We start from the raw sequence: 16,933 nt of genomic DNA on the forward strand, positions 1-16,933 counted from the left end.
CAGGGCGCCCGCGTCAAGCGATCTTGGTCTTGCCCAGCTTCAGCACCCGATCGAAGTGCTCCTTCGAGACGGGCACGACGCTCAGGCGGGACCGCTTCAAGAGCGCGATCTCCGCGAGCGACTCGTCGCCGCGGATCGTGTCGAGCGTCACCTGCACCTTGAGCGGGGCGACCGGCTCGATGTCGACGACGCTCCAGTCCTCCTCCGCATCGGCCGTCGGATCCGGGTACGCCTCACGCTTGACGCGCGCGACGCCCGCGACCGCCATGCCCTCGACCGAGTGGTAGAAGAGCACGAGATCGCCCTGCTTCATGGCCCGCATGTTGTTGCGCGCCTCGAAGTTCCGGACGCCGTCCCACATCGTCTGGCCGTCGCGTACGAGCTGCGCGAACGAATATTTTTGAGGCTCGCTCTTGATCAGCCAGTAACGGCGAGACATGCACGATCTCCCGGGAAGGCATGGGGCGGCGCCGGCCCCGCCGGCGCGCCCCATCCTCGACGGACAGCCCGTCGACGTGACCGGCTACCCTAGCACCGCCCGTTCACTCGGTGATGACGATCTTGGCGCGGTCGGGCGTGAGCCGCGACGATCTCGTCGATCTCGTCGTCGTCGAGCGCGATGCAGCCGAGCGTCGAGTCCTCCTGCTCGTGCACGCCCGCGAACGCCGCCCCCACGACGCCGCGGACGCCGATGCCGTGCCCGACGCCCCGGCCCGGCGTGACCTCGCCGCGACGCCTGAGCTCGGCGAAGCACCGCCCGTCCTCCTCGTGCGCGACGCCGGCCGGCGGCCGGCACCGGGCGGGGCGGGCGGCGGGGAGCCGGAGGGCCATGCCCCGAAAGTCGACGCCGCACGGCGGAATGGGACGCCCGAGCGGGGTCTGCCGTATTCTCGATCGCGCCCGTCACACTCCGCGGCCGCGGCGCGATGCAGCCGTGATGAGCACGCCGATGACCACCGGACACTCCTCCCCCGCGACGAACCCCCTGGCGGAACCAGGGCTCCGCCGTTCCCTCGAGGAGTTCGTCCGGCGGCGGGTGCCCAGCGCCGAGGTCGACGACGTGGTGCAGACCGTCCTCTGCGACGCGCTCGCCTCGCCGGCGCGCCCGACCGAGCCGTCGGAGCTCCGGCGCTGGCTGCTCGGGATCGCGCGCCACAAGGTCGCCGACCACCACCGGCGGGCGTCGCGCGAGGCCGCGGCGGAGCTGCCGGATCTGCCGGTGGCGCCGCCGCCGGTCGAGGCGCGGGAGCTCGCGCGCTGGGCCGAGGAGCAGGCGTCCTCCAGCCAGGACGCCCAGCAGACGCTCGCGTGGATGGCGCGCGAGGGGGAAGGGGAGAAGCTCGAGAGCATCGCCGCCGAGGCGCAGGTGCCCGCCGCCCGGGTGCGCCAGCGCGTGTCGCGGATGCGGCGCTGGATGCGCGAGCGCTGGCGCGCGGAGCTCGCCGCGGTCGCGGCGCTCGCGCTGCTCGCCCTCGTGCTCGCGCGGCTCCTCCGGCCGGCCGACGATCCGCCCGCGGTCGCGCCCCTGCCCGAGCCGCCGCCGGTCACCCCGCCGGCCGAGGTGCCGCCGCCGCGCGAGCGGATCGACCGCGCCCGGGCGCTCCGGGCCGAGGCGCTGCGCGCCTGCGACGAGCGCGCGTTTCGCCCGTGCCTCGATCGGCTCGACGAGGCGGCGCGGCTCGATCCGCCGGGCGACGGCGCGCCGGACGTCGCGGCGGCGCGGGCGCGCGCGCTCGGAGCGCTCCGCGCGCTCGAGGAGACGCCCTCGATCGCGCCCGGGCCCGAGACCTCCGCCCCGGCGCCGAGCCCCGTCCGGAAAGGCAGGCCCGATGCGGAGCAGAGCGTGGAGGAGACCGACACGACCACGCGCGACGTGAGCCCCTCGCCCCAGCCCTCCACGAGGGTGGCCCCGCCGCCGGTGGCGCCGACCGGGAAGGCGCCCTCGATGAAGCCGGTCAGCCCGAAGAAGAGCGCGTTTGACCCGAAGAAGAGCGCCGCGCCGGACGGGATGGATTTCCCGTCCCTGCGAAAGTAGAAGCCGAGCCGCTCGAAGCGACCCCACGACGATGGGTCGGCAGCGCCGCTGTCGGCCTCCGCGCCCGGTCGTCGCGCCGCCGGGGGAGCGTCGGTGCGCCGCGCGGGGGGCGTCGGCGCGCCTCGAGGCGAGATTGCCTCTCGCAGTTTCCGGCGCGGTCGTCTACACACGCTGGCGCTCGGCGAGAGGTAGGACGCCAAGGAGAGGAGACCACGAGATGCGAACCACGAGATGGCTAGGAATGGCATTCGCCGCATCGCTGCTCGCCGCGAGCGCCGGCTGCGCGCGTGAGCCCCAGGTGCAGCCCGCGACGAAGGCGCCGGAGCCGCCCCCGCCGGCGCCGGCGCCGGCGCCCCCGCCGCCCCCGGACGCGGACGCGGACGGCGTGATCGACGACGGGACCGACAAGTGCGTCGCCGAGAAGGAGGACGGCCTCGCGCCGGACGCGAAGGACGGCTGCAAGTCGACCGACCCGGACGGCGACGGCTTCCTGGCCGAGGCCGACAAGTGCCCGGACCAGGCGGAGGTCAAGAACAACTACAAGGACGACGACGGCTGTCCCGATGTCCCGCGGGTCGTCGTCGAAAAGGGCGAGGTGAAGCTCAACGAGAAGGTCGCCTTCGTCGCCGGGAAGGCCGAACTCGATCCTGCCTCGCAGGAACTGCTCGCCAACATCGCCCAGGTCATCAAGGAGAACCCGCAGATCGAGTTCGTCGAGGTCGCGGCCTACTCCGAGAAGGTCGGGAGCGACGCCGCCACGGTGACGCTCACGAAGAAGCGCGCGGACGCGGTGGTGAAGGCGCTCGTCTCGCTCGGCGTCGAGAAGAACCGGTTGAGGGGCGCCGGCTACGGGGCGCACTGCGCGTTCGACGCGGGCGAGACCGAGGAAGCCAAGGAGAAGAACCGCCGGGTCGAGATCAAGATCATGCGGTTCGAGGGCAAGGACACCGGCGTCGAGCTCGCCTGCGCCGCGGCCGTCACCAAGGGCCTCAAGCCGGCCGGCGTGCCCGCCACCGCGCCGAAGGGCGCCCCGAAGGGCTCGGACCCGAAGCCGGTGGACGCGAAGCCCGCCGCGGCGACGCAGCCCGCGGGGGCGAAGCCGGCGGACGCGAAGCCCGCCGCGGCGAAGCCGGCCGAGGCGAAGCCCGCCGCCGCGGCCACGAAGCCGGCGGAGGCGAAGCCGGCGGACGCGACGAAGCCGGCCGAGGCGAAGCCCGCCGAGGTGATGAAGCCCGCGGCGCCGAAGGCGGCGGAGACGAAGCCCGCTAGCGTGAAGTAGGGGGCAGGCGCAGCGGGGCGCGGGCGGGCTGGCGAGCCTGCCCGCGCGCGGCGGCGAGCAGGCGCTCGAGCGCCTCCTTCGCGCGCTGCCGGCGCTGCGGCTCGGGGAGCGCGCCCGCGGCGAGCAGGCGCTCGGCCTCCGCGCACGGCTCGGCGCGATCGCCGGAGGGATCCGGGCCGCAGATCCGCTCGATCGCGCCGCGGTCGCGCGGGGGCGGCTCGCCGGCGAGCGCGGCCGCGGCGGTCTGGAGGACGAGCGCCGTCGCCGCCGCGCCGGCGTTCACCCCCGTCCAGCGCTCGACGAGCTCGGGCTGCTTCGCGAGCCGCGCGAGCACGTCCCAGCGCTGCTCGCGCGCCGCGAGCTCCGCCGCGAACAGCACGACCTTCAGGTTGCGGTCGAGGTCGGGGAGGGCGCGCGTCTCGTCGTCGAGCGCCATGAGGTCGTCGACGACGCTCGCGTCGAGCGCCGCGGCCGCGCAGCTCACCGCGACGCTGAGCAGGTCGGCGCGCAGCGCCGGGCCGAGCGAGGGCTCGCGGCCCAGGGCGCGCGCCGCGGCGAGCACGAGCGGGCCGCAGTGCCCGTCGCGCCGCTGCCGCGCGAGCAGCACGCCCGCGTCGTAGAGCCGGCCGCCCTGGCGCAGCGCCTCCACGGCGGCCGTGAACGCGTCGGGGTCGTACGTGCCGCGCTCCGCCGCCGTGAGGAAGCCGTCGAGGCTGCGCAGCATCGGGCACGCCGCCGCGCTGCCCGCGCGCCGGAGGTGCGGCAGCTTGCCGAGGACGTCGGCGATGCGCAGCGAGAGCGCGAGCGGGTAAGCGTCGCAGGCGGGCTCTTCGTACCCGCCGAGCTCGACCTTCGCCGCGGTGCACGGGAGCGGGGCGGCGACCGCGGCGAGCGAGCGCGCCGTCCTCGCGACCAGCGGCCGGAGGTCGGCGAGCGCGGCGAGCCCGGCCGGCAGCGGATCGAGCAGCCGCGCCGCCGCGGCGTCGTCGGTGTCCGGCGGCAGGAGGCCGCGGACGAGCGTCCAGAGATCGCCGGCGAGGAACGGGTGCCCGGCCTCGGCCGCGAGCTGGGCGTCGATCGCGAGCAGCGCGCGCGCGTCCCTGCCCCACGCGAGCGGGCGCTCGGTGGGCAGCGCCCGCCCGCCGAGCCGGAGGCCGAACGAGAGCGCGGCGATCGCCCGCCGCGCCGCGGCGGCCCCGCGCTCGGCGTCGCGCTCGAGGAAGTGGTAGGCCGCCGCGAGCGCGGCGGTGCTGACGTAGGCGCGCGCGGCGTCCTCGTCGGCTTGCGGGGAACCCTCGGGCGCGAGCGCGGCGGTGAGCGCGCCCTCCGGGGCGGCGCGGGTGCGGAGGCCGAGGCCGAGCTGGAAGCCGGTCGACCCCTCGAGGATCCCGGCGCCGTACGAGACGTCGACGCTGAGGGAGAAGACCCGGGTCGCGGTCTTCTCCTCGTAGCGGTACGTCATGCGCGGGACGTGGAGGCCGCGCGCGTCGGCGGCCTCGAGGAGGCGGTCGAGCGCGTCGCGGGCCTCGGCGCGCCGGCCGGCGGCGAAGTCGCGCGCCGCGCCCATCATCGCGAGCACGTCGCCCGCGGGGGCCGCCTGGCAGGCGTCGTCCGCGGCGCGGCGCATGGCGTCCGCGTAGGCCGACGGGTCCGGGGCGACGCCGCGCCGGGCCTTCGCGATCTCGGCCAGGTACGAGAGCGCCCACGCGACCCGGCTGCCGCTGTCGTTCGCGAGCGCGACGGCCTCCGGCGCCGGCGGGCGGCCGAGGACGGCCGAGCCGAGCAGCGAGGCGAGCAGCCCGAGGTCGGCCTGGTCGCGCAGGCCGAGGGCGGAGAACGCCCTGGCGTAGCCGACGAGCACGCCGCCGAGATCGCCCTCGGCCGGGGCGGGCGGCAGCGACGCGAGCGCGTCGAGGAGGGCCACGCCGGCCGAGCCCTGACCGGGGCCACGAGGCGCCGCGTCCCCGCGGAACAGGCCGGCGAGGCCGCGGAGCATCCGGCCGAGCGGGGCGCCGCTCTGCTCGGCGAAGCGGTCCGCGGTGGAGGCGCCGAGGACCGCGCGCGCGAGCCCGTAGCCGCCGGTGACGGCCTCCGCGAGCGCGCGATCGTCCCCGCCCGAGAGGGCCGCCGCGACGGCGGACTCGGCGTCCGCGGCGGGGATGGTGAAGCGCACGCGGGGCTCCGGCGCGCCCGCGCCCCCCACGCTCGGCGCGCGCGGGGCGCGCGGCGGCGCGGCGAGCAGGTCCATCGCGTCGGACAGGACCGTGACGAGGAGCCGCGCCCGGCGCGCCCACGCGCCGTCGCCTTGCTTGTACCGCGGCGCGAACAGGATCCGCCCGCGCACGTCGCCGAGGCGCGCGAGCGCGCGGCGGGCTTCGGGGCTCGGCCCGCGGCCGGCCGCGGGGCAGGTGTCCTTCGCGGGCTCCGGATCTCGAGCGCGCGCGCGCTCGCTGAAGAGCGCCGCGAGGACGCCGTCGGCGAGCGCGGCGATGTCGTCCACGAGGCCCGGCGGCGGGGCGTCCGCCGCGGCCGGGGCGCCGCCGGACGCGGCGAGCCCGGCGACGGCGCGGCGGAGCACGTCGCGCGCGTCGCGGCGCTCCGGGGGGAACCGGGCCGCGTCGGTCGCCCGCGGGTCGAGGGCGCCGGCGACGCCGAGCGCGGCGTAACGCGAGAGGGCCGCGGCGAGCGCCGCGAGGTCGGGGTAGGGCAGCTCCGGGGCGGGCGCGAGCGCGCGACCGATCTGCGCGGACGAGAACGCGAGATCGGGCGCCTGGTCGGAGAGCAGCCGGTAGAGGGCGTCGGCGGCGTAGAGGCCGGCGACGCCCCAGCCGGACTGCGCCGTGAGCTCGCCGCGCAGCTTCGCCGTGAGCGCGCCCTGGAGGGCCAGGAAGTGCGCGGGCTGCACCTCGGGCGGGTACGCCATGCCCGCGAAGACGCCGGTGAGCGCCGCGCCGAGGACGGCCTCGGCGTCGCGCGCCTCGGCCATCCGGCGCTGCACGGCGACCTGCGTGAGATCGACGACGGCGTCGCGGAGGCGCGGATCTGCGAGCACGCCGGGGCTGTAGGCGAGGGGGATCTGCGCGAGCGCGCGGTAGCGGCGCGGCTCGGCCTCGGCGAGCGCGCGCAGGGCGGCGAGGTGCGCGAGGCCGAGCTCGGTGACGCGGCGGTAGACGGCGCCGCCCGCCGGGCCGGCCGAGGGCGCGGCGTCGCGCTCGGGCGCGTCGCCGCGCTGCGCGCGCTCGTAGAGCAGGCTGGGCGCGTGGGCCCAGGTGGTGTTCGTCTGATCGACCGCGCGGACGAGCGCCTCGTAGCGGGGCAGCCACGCCTCGAGCGGCAGGCGCCCGTGCGGCGGCGCCGCCGCGGAGCCCGGCGGGGAGGCCGCCGCGGAGCCTGGCGGGGAGGCCGCCCGAGGAGCGGCCGCCGCGGCCGCGCCGGCGCCCGGGGCCAGCGCGCCCGCGAGCGACGCGGCGAACACGAGATCGCGCGCGCCCTCCATCGGCGGGGCGACGCCCTGGCCGCAGCCCGGGGGCTTTCCGAGCAGGTCGTCGAGCGCGGCGCGGCGATCCGCGGGCACGGCCCGCAGCACCGCCGCGCCGCGGGCGCGCCAGGCGGCGCGGCCGTCGCGCGCCGTGCGCACGCGGAGGAGGTCGCCGTAGGGCGTGTCGTGGGGCGCGGGCGGAGGTTCGGCCGGCGGCGCCGCGGGCGCCGCGGGCGCGGCGCCGTCCTCGTCCTCGTCGAGCGCGATCCCCGCGGTCCCGAGCAGCTGCAGCGCGTAGCGGCCGCGCAGCGCCGGCTCGTCCTCGGGGCCGCGCCCCTTCAGCGCGGCGGCGAGGGCGTCGGCCGCGCGCGCGGCCTCGACGTAGCGGAAGCGGCCGGCGTCGCCGAAGGCGCGGCGCACGAGCGCGGCGATCGCGATGTCGTCGGCGACACGCGCGAGCGACGCCTCGCCGGACGCGATCGGCGCGACGCCCGCCATGAAGGGCGAGAGCGGGTCGCGCGGGAAGATCTGCGCCGCGCGGCCGCGGCGCGCGGGGGCGTAGACGAGGTGCTCGTACCCGAGGGCCTCGCCGAGCGCGAGGAGCAGCGCCTCGGCGCCGAGCGCCCCGGGGGCCGGCAGGGGCGCTGCGCGGATCCAGGTCGCGCCCCTCGCGCCGTTGCCGGCGGCCTCCGCGCCCCTCGCGCCGTTGCCGGCGGCCTCCGCGCCCGCCTCCACGATGACCGCGACGGCCGGCCTCGGCCCGCCGCGCCGGTCGAGGTCGCGCAGCAAGAGCGCCCACGGGTCGCCGGCGTTCCGGGCGGCGCGCGCCTCGACATAGCCCAGGGCGAGCGCGCCCGCGGCGCGGCCCTCGGCGACGGCCGCGGCGAGGGCGCGCTCGCACGGATCGAGCCGCGCCGGTTCGCAGCGCGCCGCCGGCCGGGGGGCGAGGCCGGTCGGGCTCGCGCCGCTGCAGCTCGCTAGGAGGAGCAGCGAGAAGCCCGAAACCGCGCGCGCCGTCCAACCGGCCCGACCTTGCCGCATGACGAGCGCGTGACCTTACACCAAGACCGTGGCTCGCCGCGACGGGTCGCGGGTCCGGCGGCGTCGGTCTCGGAATCGAAATCACGAAGTTATGGCTGCGGCGTAACACCCCGACACCGCAGTAGAGGTCAATCTCTAGGTTAAACGCACCACTCGACCTTTCGAGGCACGTGGTCGCGCGCTTCTCCGGATCCCCCTCCGCCGAAGCAGGGCAGGTCGCTGACGCCGGCGCCCACCACCTTCCTGGCCGTTGGGCGACATGCTACGCCCACGTCATGCGGCGAGCATCCGAGCAACGAGGTGCCGGCGGCGGCGGGGGCAGGGCTTTCATCGGGCGCGGCGCCTCCGCGGCGCTCGGCCTCGCGTCCCTCGCGCTCGCGGGCTGCAGCGAGGGGGAAGGCGGGTATGCCGGGACGACCTCGCGCGCGATCGACGACCCGACGACGATCTACATCAACAACACGGGAGAGCCCGAGTACATCGATCCAGGCAAGCTCAGCGACTCGGTGAGCGGCGTGCTGGTCCAGCAGATGTTCGAGGGGCTGACCACGTACGGGGCCGGCGATCTCCGCCCGGTGCAGGGGGTCGCGACGCACTGGGAGCAGAGCGACGACAACCGGATCTTCCGGTTCCACCTGCGGCCCGAGGCGCGCTGGTCGGACGGCAAGCCGGTGACCGCGCACGACTTCGAGTACGCGTGGAAGCGCGTGCTGCGGCCGGCCACCGCCTCGCTCGCCGCGACCAACCTGTTCGCCCTGAAGAACGGCGAGCTGTTCAGCCTGGGCAAGCTCAAGGCGCTGCGCGAGGCCGCGCCGCTCCGGACCGCGCCGAGGCCGGACGCGCCGGCCGCGCTCGATCTGCCGAAGGGCGCGTTCGTGGTGGTGCTGGCGCGCTCGCCGATCCGGGTGGACACGTCGATCGCGCCGCTCGCCGCGCTGCCGGAGGGCGCCGCCAAGGTGACGTTCGCGAAGGGCGACGGGAAGGGCGGCTCGGTCGACCGGCTCACGGTCGAGGACGCCGGGAGCGGCGCCGCGCCGGTCGGCCCCGCGCCGGGTGGCGGGTGGCAGGGCGCGGCGGTCGACATCGTGCGCGCCGGGCCGCCCTGCCAGTGCAACGGCGCCTCCGACCGCTGGTTCGAGCTCGAGCGCGGCGGCGCGCGCGGCTTCCTCCCGGGCTGCATGCTCTCCCCGGCGGCGCCGCCGGCCGGCAAGGAGGGCGCGGACGCGGCGGCGCGCGAGACATACGCGCTCGTCGCGCCGCACGCGGCCCTGCCCCGGTACGACGCGGCGGCGCCCCCGCCGGCGGCGCAGGGCGAGCCCCCGGTGGGCTTCGTGCCCGACGCGCTGCTCGTGGAGGACGACAGCGCCGTCGGCGTCCGGGCCAAGGACGACCTCACGCTCGACGTGGAGCTCGCGCAGCCCACGCCCTACTTCACCGATCTGACGAGCTACGTGACGCTCTTCCCCGTGCGCAAGGACGTGATCGAGGCGTTCGAGCGGCGCGGCGAGCCCGAGCTCTGGTTCCGCCCCGAGAACATCGTCGTCAACGGCCCTTACACGCTCGACGAGTGGAAGTTCCGTTACGAGATCACGATGAAGCGGAATCCGATGTACTGGAACCGCGACAAGCTGAAGATCCACCGCGTGGTCTGGCTGCAGATCGAGCAGTACAACGCGACGATGAACATCTACAAGGCGGGGGACATCGACTACATGGGCGACAACTCCTCGCTCCCCGCCGAGCACCAGGGCTGGCTGTCGACCAAGAAGGACTTCCGGCGGTACCCCTACCTGGCCACGTACTGGTACGAGTTCAACACGAAGAAGCCGCCGGTCGACGACGTCCGCGTCCGGTGGGCGCTGAACCTCGGGATCGACAAGCAGCAGATCGTCGACAAGATCACGCGGGCGGGGCAGACGCCGGCGACGCACTACGTGCCGGAGTTCACCGGCTCGGGGTACGCGGAGGCGGTGGCCGAGGACAAGCGGGGCGGGGCGGATCCGTTCTCGTCGCCGGACGTCGGCTTCAACCCGGAGCGCGCGCGGGCGCTGCTCGCGGAGGCGGGCTACGAGGTCGTCCAGGAGGGCGACGGCTACCGGGCGAAGGACTTCCCGGCGCTCGAGATCCTCTACAACACGTCCGAGGGTCACAAGCAGATCGCCGTCGCCATCCAGGACATGTGGAAGCGTCACCTCGGCGTCGCGGCCACGCTGCGAAACGAGGAGTGGAAGGTGATGCTGAAGAACGTGCGCGACGGCCACTTCCAGGCGGTGCGGTTCGGCTGGATCGGCGAGTTCAACCACCCGGCGACGTGGCTCGGCACGTTCCTCTCGTACAGCCCGCAGAACCGGACCAAATGGGCCGACAGCGAGTTCGACGAGATGATGCGCGTCGCCGCCGCGACGACCGATCCTAAGGAGAGCATCCAGCTCTTCCGCAAGGCGGAGAAGCGGGCGGTCGACGGCATGGCCAAGATACCGCTCTACTTCTACACGAAGTCGACCTTGCTGAAGCCCTGGGTCAAGGGGTTCGTCGGCAACGCGCGCGGCACGCAGCTCGTGCAATGGCTCTGGATCGACCCGAACTGGCGCGACAACCCGTCGAACGAGACCGCGTTTCCGCAGCTCGAGTTCCCGGAGCCGGGGCGGCTCGGCCCCACGCTGAACGGGCCGGCCGTGCCCTGAGTGCTGCCGGGGCAGCGCCTCGCCGGCGCGCGCCGACACCCTGCTTCGCCGTACGACCTCTCCCGCACGACACCGGCTTACCCGGACGAACCTCGGGTGAGCCCCGAGCCGCCTTCGGCCGAGGCCCGAGGGGCGCGCCGCCGATCGGCGGTCGGCGCTCCGCGGCGGCGAACGTACCCGTTGACGGGCTGGCCTTGGCCATGGCCTAGTCGGCGCCGACGCCGTATGGACCACCTCGGGAGAAACGCATGAGCAAGACGATTCTGGTGACGGGAGGCGCGGGTTATATCGGCTCGCACACCTGCGTGGAGCTGCTCCGCGCGGGCTACCGGGTGGTCATCCTCGACAACCTCTGCAACAGCCGCAAGGAGGCCGTGCAGCGCGTGGAGCGGATCGCCGGCAAGCAGGTGACGTTCGTCGAGGGGGACATCCGCGATCAGGCGCTCCTCGCCCGGTTGCTCTCGGAGCACCCCGTCGACGCGACGATCCACTTCGCCGGGCTGAAGGCCGTGGGCGAGTCGGTGGCAAAGCCGCTCTCGTATTACGACAACAACGTGGGCGGGACGGTGAGCCTGCTCAAGGCGCTCGACCAGAAGGGCGCGCGCAAGCTCGTGTTCAGCTCTTCTGCCACGGTGTACGGCGATCCGGAGCGCGTGCCGCTGGATGAGGGGTGCCGGCTCGGTCCGACCAACCCCTACGGGCAATCCAAGCTCATGGTGGAGCACATCCTGCGCGACGTCGCGGCGACCGGGAATTGGTCGCTCGCGTCCTTGCGTTATTTCAATCCGGTGGGCGCCCACGAGAGCGGGCTCATCGGCGAGGACCCGAACGGGATCCCGAACAACCTGACGCCGTTCATCACGCAGGTGCTCGTGGGGAGGCGCGACAAGCTCCGGGTCTTCGGGGGCGACTGGCCGACGCCGGATGGCACCGGCGTACGCGACTACATCCACGTGGTCGATCTCGCGCTCGGGCACCTCGCCGCGCTGAACCGGATCTTCACGGTGGGCGACAGCTTCACCGTCAACCTCGGCACCGGTCGGGGGTACTCGGTGCTGGAGGTGGCGGCCGCGTTCGAGCGGGTCAGCGGGAAGCGGGTGCCTTACGAGATCGTCGCCCGGCGGCCCGGGGACGTCGCGTCCGTGTACGCGGACCCGGCGCGGGCGACAGAGCTCCTCGGCTGGCGCGCCGAGCGCGATCTTGAGACCATGTGCCGCGACAGCTGGCGGTGGCAGGAGCAGAACCCGACCGGTTTCGCGAGCTGAACGGGCGCGGCGGGCGCTGCGCCTCCGGCGGCGACGTGGGTCGGCGCCGGATCAGGTCCGCCGAGCGCGCTTGCGCGCCGTGGGGCGCCGTGGCGGGGGCGTGGGGGCGCCGGTGCTGGCGTCGCCGTCGCCGAGCACGTCCTCGGGCGTGGGGGCCGTGAGCACGCGCGCCGTCCAGGAGACGAGGGCCGCCTCGTCGGCGGCGAGGATCCGGGCGCTCACCTCGGCCGGCACGGCGCCGAACCGAGCCGTGAGCAGCTCCAGCAGCGTCTGCGCGCGGCCCTGCGCGCGGCCTCGTGCGAGCCCCTGTGCCCGCCCCTGTGCCCGCCCCTGCGCCCGCCCCCTGCGTTCGATCTCGTCCAGCACCGTCACGATCGCCTCCTGGGCCCGTGGGCCCGCCGCCTTCTCCAGGATCTTGCCGAGCTTCCGCTCCCCGTACCGCGCGTGGGTAGCCCAAAGATAGCGCAGCAGCGCCTCCAGCGCAGCGAGCCCGCTCGGCGCCCGCAGCACCTCGTCCAGCGCCGCCGCCATGCGCCCGATCTCCCGCTCCAGCCGCGCGTCGTCGCCGGCCACCGACAGGCACCACAACACCACCTTGCCCAGCGCCGTCAGCGCCTGCTCCACGAGGTCCCCCGCGCGCCCGCCGCTGACATCGACCAGGCGCAGCTCGAAGTGGGGGATGTGCGGCAAGAGCGCCGTCCGCTCCGGCCCCTCGCCCGCGACGATGTCCTGAAACGCCCTGGCCGCGATCCAGCCGGTGTCGCTGTGGTGGATCAGCACCGGCACGACCGGCGGCAGCTGCTTCATCCCCGGCTGGTCGCGGACGAGCTGCTCCCACAGGCGCATCATGTAAAGGCCCATGCGGAAGACCATCAGCGGCTCGACCTCGCGCTGCTGCTCGACGAGGGTGTAGAAGTAGACGCGCCCTTTGCCCATCCGTGCCGAGAGCACGAGGTCGCCGTGGCGGCTGCGCAACGCGCGGTCGACGAAGCTGCCTTTCTCGACGCGCAGCGTGCCCCAGCGCACGGCCGCGACGACCGGCGGCGGCAGCGCCGCCTTGAGCAGGCCGACGGCGTGCTCGCGCTGCGAGAACGTCCACTTGAACAGGGCATCATGAGGGGAGGTGAGCGCACCTCGGCGCGGCGACTTCGACATCACTTTCCCCTCGAGGACCGAGCCAGTCCTCACCAGGCATCCTGAAGCCTACTTTACCCATGCAATCTTCAGTTCGGCAACTCGTATCATGCTCTTCAATTGGCACTTTCCTGTGATCGATTCTGCGTCGCTTCCGTAATGCGCACCTCGGCATGTATCCCACGCTACTGCCCGGGTGCGGCGCATGGACGGCCCCGCTGCGCCCGCCTCCGAGGTGCGATCGCGAGCCGTGCACCACGCGGCTTGCCCTCGAGGTTCCGCTTGCGGGATATTCACGACGGATGGGACAGGCCTCCGACCGAGGGTGCAGCGCGCGACGGCCCGGTGCTGGGCGCCCTGACCTCGCCGCCTCCCGCCGCGCGGTCGCCCTCCGGCGAACGGCGGGCGCCGTGGGCGCCGCCGTCCTCTCGCTCTCGCTCGCGGCCTGCACCGGCGATGTCGAGGGCTACGTCGGGACGACGTCACGCTCCGGCAAGGACGTCGCGACCTTCTACGTCAACAACGCGGACGAGCCCGAGTACCTCGATCCCGGCAAGGCCGTCGATTCCGTGAGCAGCGCGCTGCTCGTGCAGATGTTCGAGGGGCTGACCACCTACGCCGCCGGCGATCTGCACCCGGTGCAGGGCGTCGCGACACACTGGGAGCAGAGCGACGACAACCGGATCTTTCGGTTCCACCTGCGGCCCGAGGCGCGCTGGTCGGACGGCAAGCCGGTGACCGCACACGACTTCGAGTACGCGTGGAAGCGCGCGCTGCGCCCGTCCACCGCCTCGCTCGCCGCGACGAACCTGCACGTGCTCAAGAACGGCGAGCTGTTCAACCTCGGCAAGCTCAAGGCGCTGCGCGACGCCGCGGCGCTGCGCGCGGCCCCGCGGCCCGACGCGCCGCCCGTGCTCGCCTTGCCGCGGGGCGCGTTCGTCGTGGTGCTCGGCCACTCGCCCGCCCGGGTCGTCACGGCGGTGGCGCCCCTCGCCGCGCCGCCGCCCGGGGTCGTCGCGGTGACCCACGCCGAGGCCGACGAGGAGACCGGCGCCGCCGAGCGGCTCTCCTTCGAGACCGCCGCCGGCGTCGGCGCAGCGCCCGGCGCCGCGCCACCCGGCGCCGCGCCGACACCCGCGCCCCTCGGCCCGGCCCCGGGCAACGGGTGGCGCGGGGCCGAGGTCGCCCTCCTCGCGGCGGGCCCGCCGGTCGCCTGCAACGGCGCGGCCGACCGCTGGTTCGAGGTCGAGGGGCCCCAGGGCCGCGGCTTCCTCCCGGGTTGCCTCCTCGCGCCCGCGGAGAACGCCGCGTACACGCTGGTCGCCCCCCACGCGAGCCTCCCCACGTACGATCCCGCGCGGCCCGCGGCGGCCCCGCCGTCCGGCGCGCCGGCGGGGTTCGTCGCCGCGGCGGAGCTCGTCGAGGACGACAGCGCCGTGGGCGTGCGCGCCAGCGACGAGCGGACCCTCGAGGTCGAGCTCGAGCAGCCCACGCCCTACTTCACCGACATCACGAGCTCCGTCAGCTTCTTTCCCGTGCGCCGCGACGTCATCGAGCCCTTCGAGGCGCGCGGCGCGCCGGAGCTCTGGTTTCGCCCCGAGAACATCGTGGTCAACGGGCCTTACCAGCTCGACGACTGGAAGTTCCGATACGAGATCACGATGAAGCGGAACCCCGCGTACTGGAGGCACGACGCGCTCAGGATCCACCGGATCGTCTGGATGGAGATCGCCCAGCACAACGCCGCCTTGCAGCTCTACCGCGCGGGAGACCTCGATTACCTGGGCGACAACACCGATCTGCCGTTCGACCACCTCGGCTGGCTGTCCGGGAAGAAGGATTTCCGTCGGTCCGAGTACCTCTCCACCGTGTATTACGAGCTCAACACGAGGAAGCCGCCGCTCGACGACGTGCGCGTCCGGCGGGCGCTGAACCTCGCCGTCGACAAGCGGGAGCTCGTCGAGAAGATCACGCGGGTGGGGGCGCCCGCGTCCCACTACGTGCCCGACATCACCGGCTCCGGGTACGCCGAGCAGGCGGCGGAGGACCGCCAGCGTGGCGCCGACCCGTTCTCGCCCGCCGAGGTCGGCCACGACCCCGCGCGCGCCCGCGCCCTGCTCGCCGAGGCCGGCTACGAGGTCGTTCGCGACGGGGACGAGCTCCGCGCGAACGGCTTTCCGCCGATCGAGGTCCTCTACAACAACGGGGAGGGGCACAAGCAGGTGGCCGTGGCCATCCAGGACATGTGGAAGCGACACCTCGGGATCTCCGCGGCGCTGCGGAGCGAGGAGTGGCGCGTCATGCTGAACGACCTTCGCGACGGCAACTTCCAGGTGATCCGCCTGGCCTGGTACGCCGACTACAACCATCCGCAGACGTGGCTCGCGACGTTCCTCTCGTACAGCGCCCAGAACCGGACCGGGTGGGCCGACCGGGAGTTCGACGACACGATCCGCAAGGCCGCGGCGCTGGCCGACCCGCACGAGAGCATGCGGCTCTTCCGCGCGGCCGAGCGGCGGGCGGTCGACGGGATGTGCAGGATACCCCTCTACTTCGAGGAGAAGTCGACCCTGGTGAAGCCGTGGGTGAGGGGGTTCATCCCCAACGCGCGGAACACGCAGCTCGTGAAGTGGCTCTGGATCGACCCCGACTGGCAGGGAAAGCCGGCCGCCGCGGCCCCGGCGGAGCTGGAGCTGCCGCCGCCGGGGCGGATCGGGGGCGGCTAGGCGTGCCGGGGACGGCCGGCGCTGGTCAGGTCCGCCGAGCGCGCTTGCGCGCCGCGGGACGCCGTGGCGGGGCCGTGGGGGCGCCGGTGCTGGCGTCGCCGTCGCCGAGCACGTCCTCGGGCGTGGGGGCCGTGAGGACCCGCGCCGTCCAGGAGACGAGGGCCGCCTCGTCGGCGGCCAGGATCCGGGCGCTCACCTCGGCCGGCACGTCGCCGAACCGGGCCGTGAGCAGCTCCAGCAGCGTCTGCGCGCGGCCCTCGGCGCGCCCTCGTGCGAGCCCCTGTGTGCGGCCTCTGCGCTCTCCCCTGCGTTCGATCTCGTCCAGCACCGTCACGATGGCCTCCTGGGCCCGCGGGCCCGCTGCCTTCTCCAGGATCTTGCCGAGCTTCCGCACGCCGTACCGCGCGTGGGTAGCCCAAAGATAGCGCAGCAGCGCCTCCAGCGCAGCGAGCCCGCTCGGCGCCCGCAGCACCTCGTCCAGCGCGGCCGCCATGCGCCCGATCTCCTGCTCCAGCCGCGCGTCGTCGCCGGCCACCGACAGGCACCACAACACCACCTTGCCCAGCGCCGTCAGCGCCTGCTCCACGAGATCCCCCGCGCGCCCGCCGCTGACGTCGACCAGGCGCAGCTCGAAGTGGGGGATGTGCGGCAAGAGCGCCGTCCGCTCCGGCGCATCACCCGCGACGATGTCCTGGAACGCCCTGGCGGCCGTCCACCCGGTATCGCTGTGGTGGATCAGCACCGGCACGACCGGCGGCAGCTGCTTCTGCTCCGGCTGGTCGCGGACGAGCTGCTCCCACAGGCGCATCATGTACAGGCCCATGCGGAAGACCATCAGCGGCTCGACCTCGCGCTGCTGCTCGACGAGGGTGTAGAAGTAGACGCGCCCTTTGCCCATCCGGGCCGAGAGCACGAGGTCGCCATGGCGGCTGCGCAACGCGCGGTCGACGAAGCTGCCTTGCTCGACGCGCAGCGTGCCCCAGCGCACGGCCGCGACGACCGACGGCGGCAGCGCCGCCTTGAGCAGGCCGACGGCGTGCTCGCGCTGCGAGAACGTCCACTTGAACAGCGCATCGTGCGGGGAGGTCAGCGCACGTCGGCGCGGCGACTTCGACATCACTTTACCCTCGAGGACCGAGCCAGTCCTCACCAGGCATCCTGAAGCCTACTTTACCCATCAATCTATTCGCTAGGCAACTCCTCCTATGCGCCTCGATAGGCGATTTTGCATGATCATTTTTGCATCGTTTACGCAAAGCATCTCTCGGCGACCGGCTCTCCCGGCGGCCAG

Annotated in this window: 10 protein-coding genes; 5 read left to right on the plus strand and 5 right to left on the minus strand. The window is 74.4% G+C overall.

What is annotated here, in order from left to right; translation table 11 throughout:
• Positions 1–13: 13 nt before the first annotated feature.
• Together WMF43_RS20395 and WMF43_RS20400 are read right to left on the minus strand one after the other, a co-directional pair.
• Entirely contained in the window at positions 14–439 is a 426-nt protein-coding gene (locus tag WMF43_RS20395) for an EVE domain-containing protein (protein ID WP_437682499.1), read from the minus strand.
• Between the two features lie 89 nt (positions 440–528).
• Complete coding sequence (locus tag WMF43_RS20400; RefSeq protein ID WP_437682501.1) at positions 529–831, minus strand: hypothetical protein; 303 nt, start codon at positions 829–831, stop codon at positions 529–531.
• Between the two features lie 118 nt (positions 832–949).
• Here WMF43_RS20400 and WMF43_RS20405 point away from each other — a divergent pair, with 118 nt between their 5' ends.
• Positions 950–2,035, plus strand: a complete 1,086-nt coding sequence (locus WMF43_RS20405; protein ID WP_437682502.1) for an RNA polymerase sigma factor — start codon at positions 950–952, stop codon at positions 2,033–2,035.
• Between the two features lie 241 nt (positions 2,036–2,276).
• Entirely contained in the window at positions 2,277–3,314 is a 1,038-nt protein-coding gene (locus tag WMF43_RS20410) for an OmpA family protein (RefSeq protein WP_437682504.1), read from the plus strand.
• On the opposite strand, the gene WMF43_RS20415 is transcribed toward WMF43_RS20410, so the two are convergent.
• Positions 3,301–7,833: a hypothetical protein gene (locus WMF43_RS20415; RefSeq protein ID WP_437682506.1), complete on the minus strand. Its 4,533-nt coding sequence runs from the start codon at positions 7,831–7,833 to the stop codon at positions 3,301–3,303. The two genes, WMF43_RS20410 and WMF43_RS20415, sit on opposite strands and share 14 nt — an antisense overlap.
• A gap of 275 nt (positions 7,834–8,108) precedes the next feature.
• Here WMF43_RS20415 and WMF43_RS20420 point away from each other — a divergent pair, with 275 nt between their 5' ends.
• Positions 8,109–10,517, plus strand: a complete 2,409-nt coding sequence (locus WMF43_RS20420; RefSeq protein WP_437682507.1) for a peptide ABC transporter substrate-binding protein — start codon at positions 8,109–8,111, stop codon at positions 10,515–10,517.
• Positions 10,518–10,765: 248 nt separating this feature from the next.
• Positions 10,766–11,782 carry a UDP-glucose 4-epimerase GalE gene (gene galE, locus WMF43_RS20425; protein ID WP_437682509.1) on the plus strand — a complete coding sequence of 339 codons (1,017 nt, stop codon included), beginning with the start codon at positions 10,766–10,768 and terminating at the stop codon, positions 11,780–11,782.
• A gap of 51 nt (positions 11,783–11,833) precedes the next feature.
• Here the strand turns inward: galE and WMF43_RS20430 are convergent, their stop codons facing one another.
• Complete coding sequence (locus WMF43_RS20430) at positions 11,834–12,937, minus strand: Rpn family recombination-promoting nuclease/putative transposase (protein WP_437682511.1); 1,104 nt, start codon at positions 12,935–12,937, stop codon at positions 11,834–11,836.
• 389 nt (positions 12,938–13,326) lie between these two features.
• On the opposite strand from WMF43_RS20430, the gene WMF43_RS20435 reads away from it, so the two are divergent.
• Positions 13,327–15,642: a peptide ABC transporter substrate-binding protein gene (locus WMF43_RS20435; protein WP_437682513.1), complete on the plus strand. Its 2,316-nt coding sequence runs from the start codon at positions 13,327–13,329 to the stop codon at positions 15,640–15,642.
• A 25-nt stretch (positions 15,643–15,667) separates the two neighbouring features.
• Here WMF43_RS20435 and WMF43_RS20440 read toward each other — a convergent pair whose 3' ends face one another.
• Positions 15,668–16,759, minus strand: a complete 1,092-nt coding sequence (locus WMF43_RS20440; protein WP_437682514.1) for an Rpn family recombination-promoting nuclease/putative transposase — start codon at positions 16,757–16,759, stop codon at positions 15,668–15,670.
• Positions 16,760–16,933: the final 174 nt, after the last annotated feature.

The organism is Sorangium sp. So ce131 (genome assembly GCF_051519095.1).
In the GTDB taxonomy this organism is placed as follows: Bacteria; Myxococcota_A; Polyangia; order Polyangiales; family Polyangiaceae; genus Sorangium.

What these genes read in the sequence shown, in the direction of transcription:
- WMF43_RS20405 (WP_437682502.1), top strand. Translation starts at nt 950, where the DNA reads ATGACCACCGGACACTCCTCCCCCGCGACGAACCCCCTGGCGGAACCA.
- WMF43_RS20420 (WP_437682507.1), top strand. Translation starts at nt 8,109, where the DNA reads ATGCGGCGAGCATCCGAGCAACGAGGTGCCGGCGGCGGCGGGGGCAGG.
- WMF43_RS20415 (WP_437682506.1), bottom strand. Translation starts at nt 7,833, where the DNA reads ATGCGGCAAGGTCGGGCCGGTTGGACGGCGCGCGCGGTTTCGGGCTTC.
- WMF43_RS20400 (WP_437682501.1), bottom strand. Translation starts at nt 831, where the DNA reads ATGGCCCTCCGGCTCCCCGCCGCCCGCCCCGCCCGGTGCCGGCCGCCG.
- galE (WP_437682509.1), top strand. Translation starts at nt 10,766, where the DNA reads ATGAGCAAGACGATTCTGGTGACGGGAGGCGCGGGTTATATCGGCTCG.
- WMF43_RS20430 (WP_437682511.1), bottom strand. Translation starts at nt 12,937, where the DNA reads ATGTCGAAGTCGCCGCGCCGAGGTGCGCTCACCTCCCCTCATGATGCC.
- WMF43_RS20395 (WP_437682499.1), bottom strand. Translation starts at nt 439, where the DNA reads ATGTCTCGCCGTTACTGGCTGATCAAGAGCGAGCCTCAAAAATATTCG.
- WMF43_RS20410 (WP_437682504.1), top strand. Translation starts at nt 2,277, where the DNA reads ATGGCATTCGCCGCATCGCTGCTCGCCGCGAGCGCCGGCTGCGCGCGT.
- WMF43_RS20440 (WP_437682514.1), bottom strand. Translation starts at nt 16,759, where the DNA reads ATGTCGAAGTCGCCGCGCCGACGTGCGCTGACCTCCCCGCACGATGCG.